The organism is Streptomyces sp. B3I8 (assembly GCF_030816915.1).
Taxonomy (GTDB): Bacteria; Actinomycetota; Actinomycetes; order Streptomycetales; family Streptomycetaceae; genus Streptomyces.
Window position 1 is genome coordinate 4762442 of the sequence record NZ_JAUSYN010000002.1, and the last position, 16943, is coordinate 4779384.

At 73.5% G+C, this 16943-nt stretch carries 14 protein-coding genes; 6 read left to right on the forward strand and 8 right to left on the reverse strand.

The window, feature by feature from the left end; genetic code table 11:
* The first annotated feature begins 102 nt into the window (after positions 1–102).
* The 4 genes from QFZ64_RS23415 (at position 103) to QFZ64_RS23430 (ending at position 5138) form a co-directional block, all read left to right on the forward strand.
* Entirely contained in the window at positions 103–450 is a 348-nt protein-coding gene (locus tag QFZ64_RS23415; RefSeq protein WP_307071838.1) for a DUF742 domain-containing protein, read from the forward strand.
* The gene (locus tag QFZ64_RS23420) at positions 431–1072 is read left to right on the forward strand and encodes an ATP/GTP-binding protein (protein ID WP_307068792.1); all 642 of its coding nucleotides are present in this window, start codon (positions 431–433) and stop codon (positions 1070–1072) included. The genes QFZ64_RS23415 and QFZ64_RS23420 overlap by 20 nt, the downstream gene beginning before the upstream one ends.
* Before the next feature lie 79 nt (positions 1073–1151).
* Positions 1152–2405, forward strand: a complete 1254-nt coding sequence (locus QFZ64_RS23425; protein WP_307068794.1) for a styrene monooxygenase/indole monooxygenase family protein — start codon at positions 1152–1154, stop codon at positions 2403–2405.
* A 462-nt stretch (positions 2406–2867) separates the two neighbouring features.
* Entirely contained in the window at positions 2868–5138 is a 2271-nt protein-coding gene (locus QFZ64_RS23430) for a M4 family metallopeptidase (protein ID WP_307068796.1), read from the forward strand.
* Positions 5139–5233: 95 nt separating this feature from the next.
* On the opposite strand, the gene QFZ64_RS23435 is transcribed toward QFZ64_RS23430, so the two are convergent.
* The 6 genes from QFZ64_RS23435 to QFZ64_RS23460 all read right to left on the reverse strand — a co-directional run bounded on the left by QFZ64_RS23435 (position 5234) and on the right by QFZ64_RS23460 (position 11587).
* Positions 5234–6274 carry a C40 family peptidase gene (locus QFZ64_RS23435; RefSeq protein ID WP_307068799.1) on the reverse strand — a complete coding sequence of 347 codons (1041 nt, stop codon included), beginning with the start codon at positions 6272–6274 and terminating at the stop codon, positions 5234–5236.
* A gap of 102 nt (positions 6275–6376) precedes the next feature.
* Positions 6377–6724, reverse strand: a complete 348-nt coding sequence (locus QFZ64_RS23440) for a hypothetical protein (protein WP_307068801.1) — start codon at positions 6722–6724, stop codon at positions 6377–6379.
* A gap of 52 nt (positions 6725–6776) precedes the next feature.
* Complete coding sequence (locus QFZ64_RS23445) at positions 6777–7517, reverse strand: TetR/AcrR family transcriptional regulator (protein ID WP_307068803.1); 741 nt, start codon at positions 7515–7517, stop codon at positions 6777–6779.
* A gap of 50 nt (positions 7518–7567) precedes the next feature.
* Positions 7568–8506, reverse strand: coding sequence for a diiron oxygenase (locus tag QFZ64_RS23450; protein ID WP_307068806.1), 939 nt, complete (start codon positions 8504–8506; stop codon positions 7568–7570).
* A gap of 223 nt (positions 8507–8729) precedes the next feature.
* Positions 8730–10202: a penicillin-binding transpeptidase domain-containing protein gene (locus QFZ64_RS23455; protein ID WP_307068808.1), complete on the reverse strand. Its 1473-nt coding sequence runs from the start codon at positions 10200–10202 to the stop codon at positions 8730–8732.
* Positions 10199–11587, reverse strand: a complete 1389-nt coding sequence (locus QFZ64_RS23460) for an FtsW/RodA/SpoVE family cell cycle protein (RefSeq protein ID WP_307068810.1) — start codon at positions 11585–11587, stop codon at positions 10199–10201. Before QFZ64_RS23460 ends, QFZ64_RS23455 begins: the two co-directional genes overlap by 4 nt.
* Positions 11588–11899: 312 nt before the next feature.
* On the opposite strand from QFZ64_RS23460, the gene QFZ64_RS23465 reads away from it, so the two are divergent.
* Positions 11900–12724, forward strand: coding sequence for a nuclease-related domain-containing protein (locus QFZ64_RS23465; protein ID WP_307068812.1), 825 nt, complete (start codon positions 11900–11902; stop codon positions 12722–12724).
* A 12-nt stretch (positions 12725–12736) separates the two neighbouring features.
* Here QFZ64_RS23465 and ligD read toward each other — a convergent pair whose 3' ends face one another.
* Positions 12737–13618, reverse strand: coding sequence for a non-homologous end-joining DNA ligase (ligD, locus tag QFZ64_RS23470; RefSeq protein WP_307068814.1), 882 nt, complete (start codon positions 13616–13618; stop codon positions 12737–12739).
* A gap of 66 nt (positions 13619–13684) precedes the next feature.
* Here ligD and QFZ64_RS23475 point away from each other — a divergent pair, with 66 nt between their 5' ends.
* A complete protein-coding gene (locus tag QFZ64_RS23475; RefSeq protein WP_307068815.1) occupies positions 13685–14791 on the forward strand; it encodes a Ku protein in 1107 nt (368 codons plus the stop codon).
* A 157-nt stretch (positions 14792–14948) separates the two neighbouring features.
* Here the strand turns inward: QFZ64_RS23475 and QFZ64_RS23480 are convergent, their stop codons facing one another.
* Entirely contained in the window at positions 14949–16805 is a 1857-nt protein-coding gene (locus QFZ64_RS23480) for a beta-ketoacyl synthase (RefSeq protein ID WP_307068818.1), read from the reverse strand.
* Positions 16806–16943 lie beyond the last annotated feature (138 nt).

Genomic DNA, 16943 nt, shown 5'->3' on the forward strand with positions numbered 1-16943 from the left:
CAGGCGGAACAGTCCCCGCAGCCCGGCACCGGCCGGCGCAGGCGGACCGGCGACGCGCCCCGCGACCTCCCCGTACGCGGTGCCGACCGCGCACCCGCCCGCGTGCGCCCGTACTCGCTCACCGGCGGACGGACCCGCTTCGGCCACGTCCTGCTCGTCGAGACCTTCGTGGCCGCCCTGGAACCCCCCGAGGAACGCCGCGAACTGACCAATGGTTCACTTGCCTCCCGCGTGATGCCCGAGATGCGGGCCATCGTCGAACTGTGCCGCCGCATGCGGACGGTGGCCGAGATCGCGGCTCTGCTCAAAATGCCGCTCGGCGTGGTCCGGGTGCTGCTGAGCGACCTCGCGGACCAGGGAAAGATCCGTGTGTACGGAACCGGTCACGGCCCCGGACAGCCGGACCGCGCGCTGCTGGAAAGGGTGCTGAGTGGACTCCGCCGTCTCTGACGCCGCCTCCCCGGGCGTCGCCCCGCTCCTCGAGGACGAGGAGCGGCTCCAACCGTGGCAGTCGGACCGCACCCGTGCCCCCGTCGCCACGAAGATCGTCGTCGCCGGCGGCTTCGGCGTCGGCAAGACCACCCTCGTCACCGCCGTCTCGGAGATCACGCCGCTGCAGACCGAGGCGCTGATGACGGAGGCGAGCGCGGAGACCGACGACCTCTCCGACACCCCGGAGAAGCTCACCACCACCGTGGCCATGGACTACGGCCGTCTCACGCTCGACGACGACCTGGTCCTCTACGTCTTCGGCACCCCCGGCCAGCAGCGGTTCTGGTTCATGTGGGACGACCTGGTGCGGGGCGCGATCGGCGCGGTCGTGCTGGCCGACACCCGGCGGCTCGCGGACTGCTTCCCCGCGCTCGACTACTTCGAGAGCTGCGGGCTGCCGTACATCGTGGCGGTCAACCACTTCGACGGAAGCGAGCGCTACGAACCGGAGGACGTGCGCGAAGCGTTGACGATCCCGCCGCACATCCCTGTAATGATCATGGACGCGCGGCAGCGGATCTCGGCGATCGAGACGCTGCTGGGCCTCGTGCGGCACGCCCTGGAGATGTCGCCCGAGTAGCCGGGCGCGGGTCCGGCGTCCCGTCACCTCCGCCCTCCCACATCCCCACCGAGCCGTAGCCGTAGGAGACAACAGCCGCATGCGGAAGATACTCGTCGTCGGAGCCGGCCAGTCCGGGCTCCAGCTCGCCCTCGGCCTCCAGTCGAACGGATACGAGGTCACCCTCATGTCCAACCGGACCGCGGACGAGATACGCGCCGGACGGGTCATGTCGACGCAGTGCATGTTCCACACCGCGCTCCAGCACGAGCGTGACCTGGAGCTCAACTTCTGGGAGTCCAGGGCCCCGCGCATCGAGGGACTCGGCGTCTCGGTCGCGGCCCCGGGCTCCTTCGAGAGCGGGCCCGCGCAGCGCGCCATCGACTGGGTCGGCCGGCTCGACGGGTACGCCCAGTCCGTCGACCAGCGGGTGAAGATGGCCGGCTGGATGGAGACGTTCGCGCAGCGCGGCGGCCAGCTCGTCATCCACGGGGCGAGCGTCGGCGACCTGGACTACTTCTCCCGCACCTACGACCTCGTCCTCGTCGCGGCGGGCAAGGGCGAACTGGTGTCGATGTTCGGCCGCGACGCCGCCCGCTCCCCTTACCGCGAGCCGCAGCGCGCCCTCGCGGTGGCCTACGTCCACGGGCTCGGGCCGCGCCCGGAGCACCCGGATCACGACGCCGTCCGCTGCAACCTCGTCCCCGGGGTGGGCGAGCTGTTCGTGATGCCGACGTACACGGTGTCCGGCCGCGCCGACATCCTCTTCTGGGAGGGCGTACCCGGCGGCCCGCTGGATGTCTTCCGGGGCGTCAAGGACCCCTCCGAGCACCTGTCGCTGACGCTGGGGCTGATGGAGCGGTACGTCCCGTGGGAGTACGCCCGGGCGACGAAGGTCGAACTGACGGACGCGGGCGGCACGTTGGCGGGGCGGTACGCGCCGACCGTGCGGAACCCGGTGGGGGTGCTGCCGTCCGGCGGGCTCGTGCTGGGGGTCGCCGACGTCGTCGTCGCCAACGATCCGATCACGGGGCAGGGCGCGAACTCGGCGTCCAAGTGCGCGGCGGCCTACCTCGCCTCGATCCTGGAGCACGGCGAGGGGGAGTTCGACGAGGCGTGGATGCGGCGCACCTTCGACCGGTACTGGGAGACGGCGTCGCACGTCACCAAGTGGACCAACGCGATGCTCACCCCGCCGCCGGAGCACGTGCTGAACCTGATCGGGGCGGCGGGGGAGATGCCGCCGGTCGCGCACCGGTTCGCCAACGGGTTCGACGACCCCGCTGACTTCGAGGACTTCTTCTACGAGCCCGACCGCGCGGCCGCGTACCTGGCGTCGGTCGCGGGGTCGTGAGAGCCGGCGGTCACGCCGGTCTCGTCAACTCCGCAGTTCACGCCCGTAGTTGACGTCATGTCGCACAGGAGCGCGGCCCGCCCGGACGCAGGGTGACGGGTTCGTCCGTCACCCCGCGGTATGTTCGCCGTCACCCCGCGGTACGTTCGCCGCCACCTCGCGGCGGTTTCGCCGTCACCCCCGCGGCCGAAAACCGGTGTCGTCCGGTCCGCTTTGCCGGGCCTGGGCGGGCAGATTCAGCCGTTAACTTGACGAGCCCATGACATCACGGTCGGCGAGGTGTCACTCTGCTGCGCGGATTCACCGTTCCTTCACGGACCCGCCATGCGACGCCGCCGTAGCGCCGCCGCAGCGACTACCCCTCACCTCCTTCCCGCACGCCGTGCTGCCGGGCCGGCCCATCCCCGCCGGTCCGTTTCGATCGCGGCCCCACCACGGGCCGATGTACCGAAGGAGAGTCCGTTGCCCCAGCGACACCACACCCCCGCGCGGCGCAGACGCGCCACCGCACTCGCCCTCGTGGCCCTCGGATCCCTGCTCGCCGTGACCACCCCCCAGCTCGCCACCGCCGCCCCGGCGGGCCCGGCTCCCGCGGGGCACCACGCGGTGCCACGGGCCGGCGCCGCCCAGACCTTCCTCTCACCCGCCCGGCGCACCGCCCTGCTGAAGGACGCCCGGTCCGCGGCGGCCGGCACCGCGCGGCGCATCGGCCTCGGCGCCGAGGAGAAGCTCGTCGTCAAGGACGTCGTCAAGGACGCCGACGGCACCGTCCACACCCGCTACGACCGCACCTACGCCGGCCTGCCCGTGCTCGGCGGCGACCTCGTCGTGCACGACAAGGGCGGCCGTACGACCGTCACGAAGGCGCACGCGGCACGCCTGACGCTGCCCTCGCTCAGCCCGAAGCTCACCGCGTCCGGCGCCGCCGACAAGGCCGAGGCCGTCTCGCGCGGCCGCGACGTCAAGGGCGCCGAAGCGGAGAACACGCCACGCCTGGTGGTGTGGGCCGCCGGTACCGCCAGGCCCGTACTGGCCTGGGAGAGCGAGGTCCGGGGCGTGCAGAAGGACGGCACGCCGAGCGAACTGCGGGTCGTCGTCGACGCCACCACCGGCAAGCGGCTGCTCGCGGCGGAGCAGGTGCACACCGGCACCGGCACCGGCCAGTTCGTCGGCACGGTCCCGGTCGGCACCACCGCGTCGGGCTCGGGCTACCAGCTCGTCGACCCCGACCGCGCCGGGCACAAGACGTACGACCTCAATCAGGGCACCTCGGGAACGGGCACACTGTTCACCGATGACAACGATGTCTGGGGCGACGGCACCCCGTCCGACCGTCAGACCGCCGGAGTCGACGTGGCCTACGGCGCCGCGGCCACCTGGGACTACTACAAGGAGGTCTTCGGCCGCGACGGCATCCGCAACGACGGCGTCGCCGCCTACAGCCGCGCCCACTACGGCCACAACTACGTCAACGCGTTCTGGCAGGACTCCTGCTTCTGCATGACGTACGGCGACGGCGAGGGCGACGACCACCCGCTGACCGCGCTCGACGTGGCGGCGCACGAGATGAGCCACGGCGTCACCGCCTCCACCGCGGGCCTCGTCTACTCGGGCGAGTCAGGCGGCCTGAACGAGGCGACCTCCGACATCTTCGCCGCCGCCGTGGAGTTCCACGAGAACCTCCCGGCCGACCCCGGCGACTACTTCGTCGGCGAGAAGATCGACATCAACGGCGACGGCACCCCGCTGCGCTACATGGACAAGCCCTCCCGGGACGGCGCCTCGCGCGACAACTGGAGCCCCACCCTCGGCGGCGTCGACGTCCACTACTCCTCCGGCCCCGCGAACCACTTCTTCTACCTGCTCTCCGAGGGCAGCGGCGCCCGGACCGTCAACGGCGTCGACTACGACAGCCCGACCTACGACGGCCGGCCCGTCACCGGCGTCGGCATCGAGAACGCCGCGGCCATCTGGTACCGCGCGCTGACCACGTACATGACCTCGACGACCGACTACGCCGGCGCCCGCACCGCCACCCTGTCGGCCGCCGCCGACCTGTTCGGCGCCTACAGCCCGACCTACCTGGCCGTCACCGACGCCTGGGCCGCGATCAACGTCGGCAACCGGGTCGCCCTGGGGGTCAACCTCGCCCCGACCGGCGACCAGATCAGCGGCATCGGCCAGGCGGTCGACCTCGGGCTCGACGCCTTCACCACCAACACCGGCGCCACCCTCACCTACACGGCCACCGGCCTGCCCGACGGGCTCACGATCAGCCCGGAGGGCCGGATCACCGGCACGCCGACCACCCTCGGCACCAGCGAGGTCACCGTCACGGCGACCGACAGCACCGGGGCGTCCGCCTCGGAGACCTTCGACTGGCGCATCGCCTACGTCTACGGCAGCACCACCCGGGTGGACATCCCGGACAACGGGGCCGCCGTGGAGTCGGCGGTGACCATCGCAGGCCGCGACGGCAACGCCTCCGCCACCACCTCCGTCTACGTCAACATCGTCCACACCTACCGCGGTGACCTCACCGTCGACCTCGTCGGACCGAACGGCACCTCCTACTCCCTGCTGAACCGCAGTGGCGGCTCCGCCGACAACGTCGACCAGACCTTCACGGTCGACGCCTCCGCGCAGCCGCTGGAGGGCACGTGGAAACTCCGCGTGCAGGACCGGGCGTCCGCGGACGTCGGATACGTCGCCCGCTGGCAGCTCACCCCGTGAGCTCCTGAGTTCCTGATCGCCGGACACAGGTCGAACGCCACGCCGCTGCCCGGCCCCCTCCCCGGGGCCGGGCAGCGGTGCGCCGGCGCCCGTGGTCACACCGCGGTGTCGGGGCGGACGGCGCCGAGGACCGGGGCGGTGGCCAGCGGCGTCAGGGTCACCGTCGCGCCGGGGCGCGGCGCCTGCACCACCATGCCGTGGCCCGCGTACATCGCCACGTGCGTCGCGTCGGGGTGGTACAGCACCAGGTCGCCCGGGCGCAGCGCGTTCAGCGGGACGTGCGGGAGCCGGGCCCACTGGTCCTGGCTCGTGCGGGGAATCGACCGGCCCGCCGCCCGCCAGGCCCGCGACGTCAGCCCCGAGCAGTCGTACGACGCCGGGCCCGCCGCTCCCCACCGGTACGGCTTGCCGATCTGGTCGACGGCGTACCGCAGCGCGCTGCCGGCCGCCGGCGACGGCGGGCGGTCGTCGTCGCCCATCGTGCCGGAGGCCAGCAGCTCGTTCTGGGCGGCGGCCGTCCGCTCCTGCTCCAGCCGCGTCAGCTCCGCGAGCCGTTCGGGGCTCAGCGAGGCGAGCAGCCGCTCCACACCGGCGAGTTTCGCGCGTACCGTGTCGCGGTCCTTCCGCCGCTGCTCGGTGAGGGACCGCTGCCGGTCGAGCGCGCGCCGCGCGGCGTGGGCGAGGGCGTCGGCGCGGCGCGCCCCGCCGGACAACCGGGTCACCGCCTCGGCCCGCTCGCGCGCCAGCCGGCCGATGACGTGGCCCTCGTCGAGCATCGTCTGCGGATCGCGGGCGAGCAGCAGCCGTACGTAGGGGGAGATGCCGGAGACGCCCTGGTACTGCTGCCGGGCGAGCCGTCCCGCCGTCCCGCGGCCGTCGTCGAGCGAGCGGCGGGCGGTGGCGAGCCGGGCGTCGAGTCTCGCCCACTCGGCGCGCTGCCGGGCGAGTTTCCCGGCGGTGGCGTTGTAGGCCTCGGTGGCCCGCTCGGCGCCGCGGTACTGCTGCGAGAGGTCGGTCAGCAGCTCGGACAGCGGCCGCTCGTCGGGCGCGGGGTCGGCCGCCGCGCGGGTCGGCGCCAGCACCACCGAGGCGGTCACCGCCACCGTGCAGACCAGACGGAGCAGGCGTCCTGACACGTCATCACCTCCGGAGGCGGACGGTCCCTCCGCCCGCGCACCGGCAGGATCAGATGATCGCAACCCGGGCGCCTCCCGGGTGGTCGCATCGGAGCAGCCGGGTCACCCTTCGGAGCGGTCCCCGCCGTCCTCGGGCGTGGCGTCCGGCGCGGCGGCGCCCGGCGGTGTACGGGACGCCGCGGGCGCCGGCCGGGACCACGGCCACCGGGGCCCCCGTCCTCCGGTGTCGCCGGCGGCGTCGAACTCGTACCGCCACCCCTGGCTCAGCCATGGCGGACCCCCGCGCCCGTACTGGACCCGCCGGTAGACGAGCACGGTCGGCTCGCCGCCCGCGGCGTCGGGCACCGGCACCCGGTAGGTCTTCGGCGGGTGCCCGGTCGGGCCGAGCAGGACGGGCAGGACGCGCCCGTCCAGCGGGCCGCCCACGAAGGGGGTGTCTGCGCTCTTCACCCCACCAGTCTCACCCGTGCCGAGGCGTACGGTGATACCGGGTTCCGGGGCCTCACAGCAGGTGGGCGGCGTCGGCGAGGACCGCCGGCAGCCGGCGGGCCATGACCCCGACCGGTCCCTCGGCGCTCTCCATCGCCAGCGCCCGCCGCACCACCGCGGCGGCCGCCCCGTCGCTCCCGGCCGCGGCGACGAGGCAGGCCATGAACTGTTCGACCAGCCAGTCGCGCAGCTCCCCGGCCGCCGGCCGCTTGCCCTCGTCGAGCCAGATGAGGGAGGCAGCCTCCACCGAGGTGATCCACATCCGCACCGTCATCCGCAGCCGGGGACTGGGCTCGGGGGCGTCGAGGTGGTCCAGGATGTGCTCGGCGGCGGCCCTGCGCACCCCGTCGACGATCGCCGTCGTCCGCGAGGTCTCGACCACGCTGCCGCCCTGGAGCAGCGCGCTGAACCCGGCGTCGTGGCCGTCCACGAAGGCGAGGTAGCGGTCCAGGGCACGGCCGAGGCGTTCGGTGAGCGCGCCCACGGCCGGCTCGGCGAAGCAGTGCTCCAGCTCCTCGGCGGCGGAGCGCAGCGCGGCCTCGTAGAGCTGCTGCTTGCCGCCGGGGAAGTAGCGGTAGACCAGCGGCCGCGAGACACCGGCCGCCTCGGCCACGTCGTCCAGCGAGACGTCCTCGGGCACCCGGTGCGCGAACAGCGAGAGCGCGGCGGTCAGCAACTGGCGGCGCCGTTCCTCGACACTGAGCCGGCGGTACGCGCGCGGCGCACGGGTCGTCGGGGCGGCCTCGGAGGTCATGGCCCCGAGCCTAACCCCGGGCGGCCGGGGACCTCCCGTGCTCCGTGCGCCTACGCCAGCAGCCCCGACGACTTCCACAGCCGGCGGCCGACGCCCCGCAGGACGCCGATGTCGTCCAGGAAGTCCGTCAGCCGCTTGGAGCCCGTCTGCATGACCTCCCTGCGGTGGCCGCTCGCCTTCACCTGGGCCAGCGCCTCCCGCCGGTCGAGGCCGACGTTGGTGTACACCTCGGGGTTGACGAAGGCCACGGAGAAGACCCGGGCGAACTCGCCCGAGGTGACCCGGGTGAACTCCTGCGACCAGCGGGGCGCGGTCATCATCTGCCGGCGCAGCTCCTCGCGGGCGTACCGCACGTGCCGCGCCTCCTCCACCACGTGGATCCGCGTGACCCCGCGGATCAGCGGCTGGACCCGCTCGTCGGGGAAGGTCAGCCGCTGCATCCAGTCGAGGACCTCCTCGCCGAGCAGGGTCGCGGTGAAGGAACCGGGTGTGGTGGAGACCGTCTTGAACAGCCGGCCCAGGTTCTGGTGGATCCGGCTCACCGGGTACCAGGGGGTGCCGCCGCGCGAGATCAGCCGGGCGAACATCTTGGAGTGCCGGCACTCGTCCTCGATCTCGGTGAGGGCGTAGCGCACGTGCGCGCTCGTCGCCGCCTTGTCGTAGATGTGCCGGCACAGGAGCTGCATCAGGATGATCTCGAACCAGATGCCGAGCGAGGCGAGCGCCGCCGCCTCGTGCTGGGAGAGCAGGATGCGCTGCTCCTCGCTCATCCGCTTCCACATCGGCGTGTCGTAAAGGGACACCAGCTCCGGCGGCCAGAACCACTTGCCCTCCTCGAAGGGGGCCTCCCAGTCCAGCTCCTTGTCGGGGTCGAAGGAGTGCTTGGCGGAGGAGTCGAGCAGCCGCTTCGCCACCTGCTCGCGGTCCTTGAGCAGGCCGAGCGCGTCGCGCAGCACCTCGGCCTCCGTCACGGTCGCCACGGTCGTCATTCCTGTCCCACCTCTGCGTGCCTGCGTGCCTGCGTACGTGCGTCGCCGGCCGGCGGGCACCCAAAGAAGGGTTACCGGTGGTTACCCGCGGCCGCCTCTTATGAGACTGCTTGTCAGCAAGAACGTCAATCCCCTGCGCCCGACTTACCGCGCACTCGTACGCCCCCGAGGATCACCGGCCCACGCACGGCCCACGCACGGCCCACGCACGGCCCGCGCACCGTCAGCGCGCGTCCGCCGCCCCGTCGCCGAGGACGGCCTCCATGACCGACCGGGCGATCGGTGCCGCGTCCCCGCCCCCGCTGATCTCGCCCCGCGCCCGCGCGTCCTCCACCACCACCGCGACGGCCACCGCCGGGGCCGGCGCGTCCTTGCCCCGCGCCCAGGAGATGAACCAGGCGTACGGCGTCCCCGCGTTGCCCACGCCGTGCTGCGCGGTGCCCGTCTTGCCGCCCACCACCGCCCCGGGGATCGCCGCGTTGGTGCCGGTGCCCTCCTCCACCACGCCCGTCATCAGCTCCCGCAGCCGCTCGGCCGTCTCCCGCCGCATCGCCCGGTGCAGGGTGCGCGGCCGGGTCGCGGACAAGGTGGTGCCGGCCGCGGTGGTGGTCCGCTCCACCAGATACGGCACCGGCACCGTGCCGTCGCCCGCCACCGCCGAGGCGACCATCGCCATCTGCAGGGGGGTGGCCCTGGTGTCGAACTGCCCGATCGACGACAGGGCGAGCTGCGCCCGGTCCTGCTTCGCCGCGAACGTGGACCGCGCCACCGCGAACGGCACCCGCAGCCCCGCGTCGTCGAACCCGAAGGAGGCCGCCGTGCGGGACATCGCCGCCACCCCCGTCTCCACGCCCAGCTCGGCGAACACCGTGTTGCAGGACCACTCCAAGGCGTACCGCACGGAGGCGTCCGTACAGCCGTCCACCTCGTTGGTCAGCCGGGTCCGGGTGCCGGGCAGCGTGTACGGGTCCGGGGAGCGCGTCGGGGCGTCCAGGTCGTCGACCACGCCCGCGTCCAGCGCCGCGGCGGCCGTGACCACCTTGAACGTGGAGCCCGGGGGATAGGTCCGGTCCACGGCGCGGTTCAGCATCGGCCGGTCCGGGTCGCCGTCCAGCCGCCGCCAGGCCCGCGCCACGTCCTCGCCCGTGCCCGACAGCTCGCCCGGGTCGAACGACGGCAGCGACACCAGCGCCAGGATCCGCCCCGTCACCGGGTCGAGCGCCGCCACCGCCCCGTGCCGCCCGGCCAGCCCCTCGTAGGCCGCCCGCTGGGCCTCCGGGTCGATCGTCGTGACCACCGTGCCGCCGGTGGAGCGGGCACGGGTGAGGTCGTGCAGGAGAGGGAACCCGGCGAGACCCGGGTCGGTGCCGGCCAGCAGCCGGTCCCGGGCGTGCTCCAGCAGCGTGGTGCCGTACACCTGCGAGGCGAAGCCCGTCACCGGCGCGTACAGCGGGCCGTCGGTGTACGTCCGCGTGTACCGGAACATCCCGCCGGTGTCGCGCGAGCCGGTCACCGGGCTGCCGCCGGCCAGGATGTCACCGCGTGGCTGCCCCCAACGGGCGATCTCCGTACGGCGGTTGGCGGGGTTGCCGGTGTAGGTGTCGGACCGCACGAGCTGCACGCGCACCACGTTGACGAGCAGCGCCACCAGCAGCAGCGCGCACAGCAGCGCGGCGCGGCGGATGTACCGGGTCATGGGGCCGCCGTTCCGTCGTAGGGGGACGCCGCCGGGCCGGACCCGGCCGCCTTCTCGCCGCCGGGGCGGCGGGCGAGGTCGTCCTCGCGCTCGGCCGCGTCCTTGCGCGCACGGTCGCTGAGCCGGATGAGCAGCGCGACGATGACCCAGTTGGTGACCAGCGACGAGCCGCCCTGCGCCAGGAACGGCATCGCCATCCCGGTGAGCGGGATCAGCCCCGTCACCCCGCCCGCGATCACGAAGACCTGCAGCGCGAGGATCGAGGCGAGCCCCACCGCCAGCAGCCGGCCGAACGCATCCCGCAGCGCGAGGCCCGCCCGGTAGCCGCGCTCCACCAGCAGCGCGTACAGCCCGAACACCGCGACCAGCCCGGCCAGCCCCAGCTCCTCCCCGGCCGTGGCCAGGATGAAGTCCGACTTGGCGGCGAAGCCGATGAGGACGGAGTGGCCCTCGCCGAGCCCGGTGCCGAGCACCCCGCCGGCGGCGAACGCGAACAGCGACTGGGCGAGCTGGTTGGGGCCCCGGCCCGCGTCGATGGAAGCGAAGGGGTGCAGCCAGTCCTCGACCCGCCCGTGCACGTGCGGCTCCAGCCGGCCCACGGCCAGCGCGCCGGCCACCGCGAGCAGCAGCCCGACCGCGACCCAGCCGGTGCGCCCGGTGGCGACGTACAGCAGCACCACGAACAGCCCGAAGAACAGCAACGACGTGCCGAGGTCCCGCTCCAGCACGAGGACACCCACGCTGAGCAGCCAGATCGCCACCACCGGCCCGAGCACCCGTCCGGTCGGCAACCGCAGCCACCACAGCCGCCGCCCGGAGTGGGCCAGCGCGTGCCCGTTGGCGGCGAGGTACCCGGCGAAGAACACGGCCAGCAGCACCTTCGCGAACTCGCCGGGCTGGAGCGAGAACCCGGCGACGCGCACCCAGATCCGGGCACCGTTCACCGCCGGGAAGAAGATCGGCACGGTGAGCAGGGCGAGCGCCCCGGCGACGCACACGTACGCGTACCGCCGCAGCACCCGGTGGTCGTCGAGGACCACGACCACCGCGACGAACAGCGCGACGCCGAGGGTGGACCAGTTCAGCTGGGTGGGCGCGGCGGCGTCCCCGGGGGTCTCCAGGTCGAGCCGGTAGATCAGCACGAGCCCGAGCCCGTTCAGCAGCACGGCGATGGGCAGCAGCACGGGATCGGCGCCCGGCGCCCGGAACCGCACGGCCAGGTGCGCGAGCAGCGCCAGCACGGCGAGCCCCGCCCCGTACCCGGCGGCCCCCTGCGGCAGGGCCCCGTGCCGGGCGAGTCCGACCGCGCAGTACCCGCACACGGACAACAGCACGGCGAGCCCCATGAGCAGGACCTCGACCCCACGCCTCCCGGTCCGCCTCATATCCGCAACATACCGGGACGAATCACGCACGGTGCGCAACCGCGCCCCTGCGAGGGGCGCGGGGCTGTGCCACTGTGCGGCTGCCGCCGCGCGGGCGCGACCGGCCCCCACCGGCGGTCAGCCGACCACGCACCCCGGGGTCACAGGGGCGAAGCCCCTGAAGGGACGGGAAGGGCAGGGCAGGGCAGGGGCGGCGTGGGGCGAAATCCATCCCGGGCGAGCCCCCGGGCGTAAACCCTCCCCACCGACCGCCTCCGTCTTGCCCCCACCGCTCACCCCCTGTTCCCATGGAACAAGGGGGTGACCATCCACATGGACCGACTCCGCGTCACACCGACCCGCCACCACACCCACGACCGCCTCTACGTCCACCGCCCCGACGGCACCACCCTCGCCTGGTACGACCGCGACACCGCGCACGTGAGCCTGCTGAACAGCACTCAGCGGGAGGCCGTACTGCACTCGCTCACCCCCTTCCTCACCGGCCCCGTCACCGTCGGACCGCCCCCCGCGCCCACCCCCGCGGACCTCGCCCGCCTCGCCCTCCACCCCGACGACGACCTCGCCCCCAACCGCCCCGGCGAGGCCCTCCTCGTAGCCCTGGACCGCGCCCCCGCCCGCCCCTCCCGCCTCCGCCCCACCGGGTTCCGCCCCGACCCCCGCCGCCACGCCCTCACCGCCGAACAGACGGTCGGCGACACCCTGGACGCCCTGGCCGGCGCCGGCTGGCACGTCCTGCACTCCCTCCCGCTGCCCGGCGGCGACCGCATCCACCACCTGGCCATCGGCCCCGGCGGCCTCCTCTGCGTCCACGCGCTGTACGCCCACGGGCAGCGCGTCCTGGTCGCCGACCCCATGGTCACCACCGGCCGCCGCGAGGCCGCACCGCTGCTGCGCCGGCTGCGCGCCGACGCGCACCGCGCCTCCTACGCCCTGACGGCCGAGGTCACCCCGCTGCTCGCCGTCGTCGCCCCGTCCCGACTGGAGATCACCGCCGCACCCCGCGACGGCCTCCGCGTCCTGCGCGACGCGGACCTGTCCGGCGCCCTCACCCGCCTGGGCGGCGTCCTCAAACCGGCGGACGCGGAGTCCCTGTACGCCATGGCCCGCGACCGCCACACCTGGACCCGGCTCTGACCGCGGCGCGGTTCACGGCAGCGCGCCGGCCCCCTCCGCAGCGCACAGCGGCGCCATCAGATCGCCGAAGTCCCGCAGCCGCGGCGCCAGGTCCGCGGCACGGAAGGCGAGCCCCTCCGGCGCCCGGCAGCCGGCGACCTCCTCCCACGTCACCGGCGTGGAGACCATCGGCTCCGCGCGCGCCCGCAGCGTGTAGGGGGCGGCCGTGGTCTTCTTCGCGGCGTTCTGGCTCCAGTCCACGAACACCTTGCCCGGCCGCAGACTGCGCGTCATCCGGTGCACGACCAGTTCCGGCATCGCCTGCTCCGCCTCCACCGCGAGCCGCTTGGCGTACTCCGTCGCCCGTTCGGACGGCGCCGTCGTGATCGCCGCCAGCAGATGCAGCCCCTTGGAACCGGAGGTCTTCGCGTACGCCGCGATGCCGTCCGCCGCCAGCCGCTCGCGCAGCCAGAGCGCCACCTCGCAGCACTCCACGACGGTCGCCGGCGCCCCCGGGTCCAGATCGAGGACCAGCCGGTCCGCCTCACCGGGCGTCCGGGCCCGCCACTGCGGCGTGTGGAACTCGGTCACCTGGTTCGCCGCCCACATCAGCGACGGCAGATCCTGTACGACGACCTGCCGCGCCGGACCCTCCGAGCGCGGCACCTCGACCGTGCTGACCCACTCGGGCGTGCCCGGCGGCACGCTCTTGACGAAGAAGAGCTGCCCGTCCGGCCCGTCCGGATACCTGAGGAAGGACAGCGGGCGGTCGCGCAGATGGGGGAGCAGGGCCTCGGCGGCGGTGGCGTAGTAGTGCAGCAGCTCACCCTTGGTGAAGCCGGTGGCCGGGTGCAGCACCTTCTCCAGATTGCTGAGCGCGAGCCGCCGCCCCTCCACCTCTGTCATCGGCGTCATACGATGAGAATCCCACGAAACCGGTACATACCGGGTACCTGTCGTCGCCGTACTCGACTCGGAAGGGTGCTGTACGTGAGATCCATATGGAACGGCGCCATCTCGTTCGGCCTGGTCAGTATCCCGATCAAGCTGGTGAACGCCACCGAGAGCCACTCGGTCGCCTTCCGGCAGATCCACACGGAGGACGGCGGCCGCATCCGCTACCGCAAGGTCTGTGAACTGGAGGACCGCGAGGTCACGTCGTCCGAGATCGGCAAGGGGTACGAGGACGCGGACGGCACGATCGTCCCGATCACCGACGAGGACCTGGCCCAGCTGCCGATCCCCACCACCCGCACCATCGAGATCGTCGCCTTCGTGCCGACCGACCGGATCGACCCGCTCCAGCTGGGTGCCGCGTACTACCTGGGCGCGAACGGCGTCCCGGCCGCGAAGCCGTACACCTTGCTGCGCGAGGCGCTGAAGCGGAGCAACAGGGTGGCCATCGCGAAGTACGCCCTGCGGGGCCGCGAGCGGCTCGGGATGCTCCGCGTGGTGGACGACGTGATCGCCATGCACGGCCTGCTGTGGCCGGACGAGATCCGCGCCCCCGAGGGTGTGGCGCCGGACGCGAACGTCACCGTCCGCGACAAGGAACTGGACCTGGCGGACGCCCTCATGGACACGCTGGGCGAGGTCGACCTGGACGACCTCCACGACGACTACCGCGAGGCGGTCGAGGAACTCATCGCCGCGAAGACCTCCGGTGAGGAACCCCGGGAGACACCGGGCCCGGCCCGCAGTGGCAAGGTCCTGGACCTGATGGCGGCGCTGGAGAGCAGCGTGCGCGCGGCACAGGAGTCCCGCGCGGGCACGGCGGAGGAGGCGGACGACGGCACCGAGGACGCCGCGCACGCGGAGGTCAGGGACCTCCGGAAGAAGAAGACCCCCGCGAAGAAGACGACAAGCCCGAAGAAACCGTCCGCGACCGCCGACCGGAGGACCACAGCCAAAAAGACGACGACCGACAAGACGACGACCGACAAGACGACGACCGACAAGACGACGACCGACAAGACGACGACCGACAAGACGACGACCGACAAGACGACGACCGACAAGACGACGGCCAAGACGACGGCCAAGAAGACGGCAGCGAAGAAATCCACCCCTCGCAAACGCTCGGCGTGAACGGACGGACGACGGCAAGGGCGTCAAGGGGTGCGGGGCCGTGTCGATACGCGGCTCCGCCGCGTGGGCGCAATCTTTTCGGGGGTCCGGGGGAGCCGCCCCGGGGTCGGGAAGGGAAGGGGCGGCGGGGGCGAGGAAAACCCGGGCGCCCCCCCGCTCAGCCCCACCTCCGCAACGCCAGCACCGCGTTGTGACCACCGAATCCGAACGAGTTGCTCAACGCCACGTCTCCCGGCCCCCCGACCTCCCGCGGAGCGCCCCGCACCACATCCAACCCCACCGCCGCGTCCACCACCTCGCACCCCACGGTCGGCGGAACGAGCCCCTCCCAGAGGGTCAGCGCCGTCACCACCGCCTCCACTCCCCCCGCGGCCCCCTGCAGGTGCCCCACGTTCCCCTTGACCGCGGTCACCGGCACCGGCCCGCCCAGTACCGCCCGCACCGCCCCGGCCTCGGCGAGGTCGCCCTCCACGGTCCCCGTCGCGTGCGCGTTGACATGCACGACGTCCACCGCGTGCGCCCCCGCGTCCCGCAGGGCCCGCCGCAGCGCCAGCGCCACCCCGCTGCCGGAGGGATCCGGCGCGGCGATGTGGTGGGCGTCCGCCGACAGTCCCCACCCGGCCGCCTCGCAGTAGATCCGCGCGCCCCGGGCCCGCGCGTGCTCCTCCGCCTCCAGGAGCAGGAACCCGGCACCCTCCCCGTTCACGAACCCGTTCCGGTCCTTGGCGAACGGCCGCGACGGCGAGGTCCCCTCCTCCAGGCCGTGCGTGGACAGCGCCCGCATCGACGCGAACGACGCCATGATCGCCGGCGTCACCACCGCCTCCGCGCCCCCGGCGAGAACCGCGTCGACATGCCCGTACCGGATGCGGTCGACGGCCTGCCCGATCGCCTCGGTGCCGGAGGCGCACGCGCTGCTCACCGTGCGTGCCTCGCCGGTGATCCGCAGATCGAGCGACACCTGGGAGGCGGCCTGCGAGGGCACGCACATCGGTGTGGTCAGCGGCGACACCCCGCGCGGCCCCTTCTCCCGCAGCGCGCGGTCGCTGTCGACGAGGACGGAGGCGTCGCCGAGGATCGCCCCGACCGACACCCCGACCCGTTCCGGGTCGAGCCCGCTCTCCACGGTGCCGGCGTCGTCGAACCCGGCGTCCCGCCAGGCCTCCCGGGCGGCGAGCACCGCGAACTGCGCGGCCCGGTTCATCCGCCGGGCGCGGATGCGGGGCAGCAGGGCCGCCGGGTCGACGGGGACGGTCCCGGCGATCCGCACCGGCAGCCCCGCGAACTCCTCGCCCGCCAACTCCCGTATGCCGCAGCGTCCGTCGAGCAGGCCCCGCCACAGTTCGCCCACTCCGACGCCGAGCGGTGTGATCGCCCCGAGCCCGGTGACCACGACCCGGCGCGGCACCACCGTGCCCGCCGACCGCCGGGGGCGCGGGTGGTGCCGTACGAGGCGGTCGGAGCGCGCGGCGGCCTCGGCCAGGTCCCGCAACTCCTCGTCGGACAACGGCTGACCGGAACGGTTCTCCAGGTCCCGGTACCAGCGGTCCCAGCGCCGTACGTAGGTCTCCTCCTCGGCGCGGGGGTCCACCACCCGCAGGGTGGTGACGCGGTCGCCGTCCCGGAACTCGACGGCGCTCAGGTCGCTGGAGGTGACGACGGGAATGCGGCTGACGTCCATGCGGCGGCAGGCGACCGTCACCTCGCCGGAGCGGGCGAGCGGTTCCTCGCGGTCCGTGCCGCCGAGCGGCGGGCGCAGGGTGACCCGGATCGTCTCCGGCGACTCCGGCACGGTGTGCGTCACCACGAACCAGCGGTCGTCGCCCACGTCCCGCTCCGACAGGGCGAGCAGATCCCCTGGGACGACCTCGGCACCGGTCACGGTGTGCGGCCGGAAGTAGGGGACGTGGGGGACGTACGCGCTGTCGGAGGCGGGGGAGGTGCCAGAGGTCTCTGCGGTGGGGGAGGTGTCGGAGGCGGCGGTGCGATACGGACGGCGTGGTGCGTCGTGCATGGGGAGGCTGCTTCCTGTGGCGTGGGTGGTGGCCGGCAGGGGGAACCGCCCTGCCGGGTACCCTCCTTCGCAGTCTGCCTGCCCGCCAGGACCGCTCCGCCTTCGGTACGTGGCCGCCACACGTCCAACTTCGGTGCT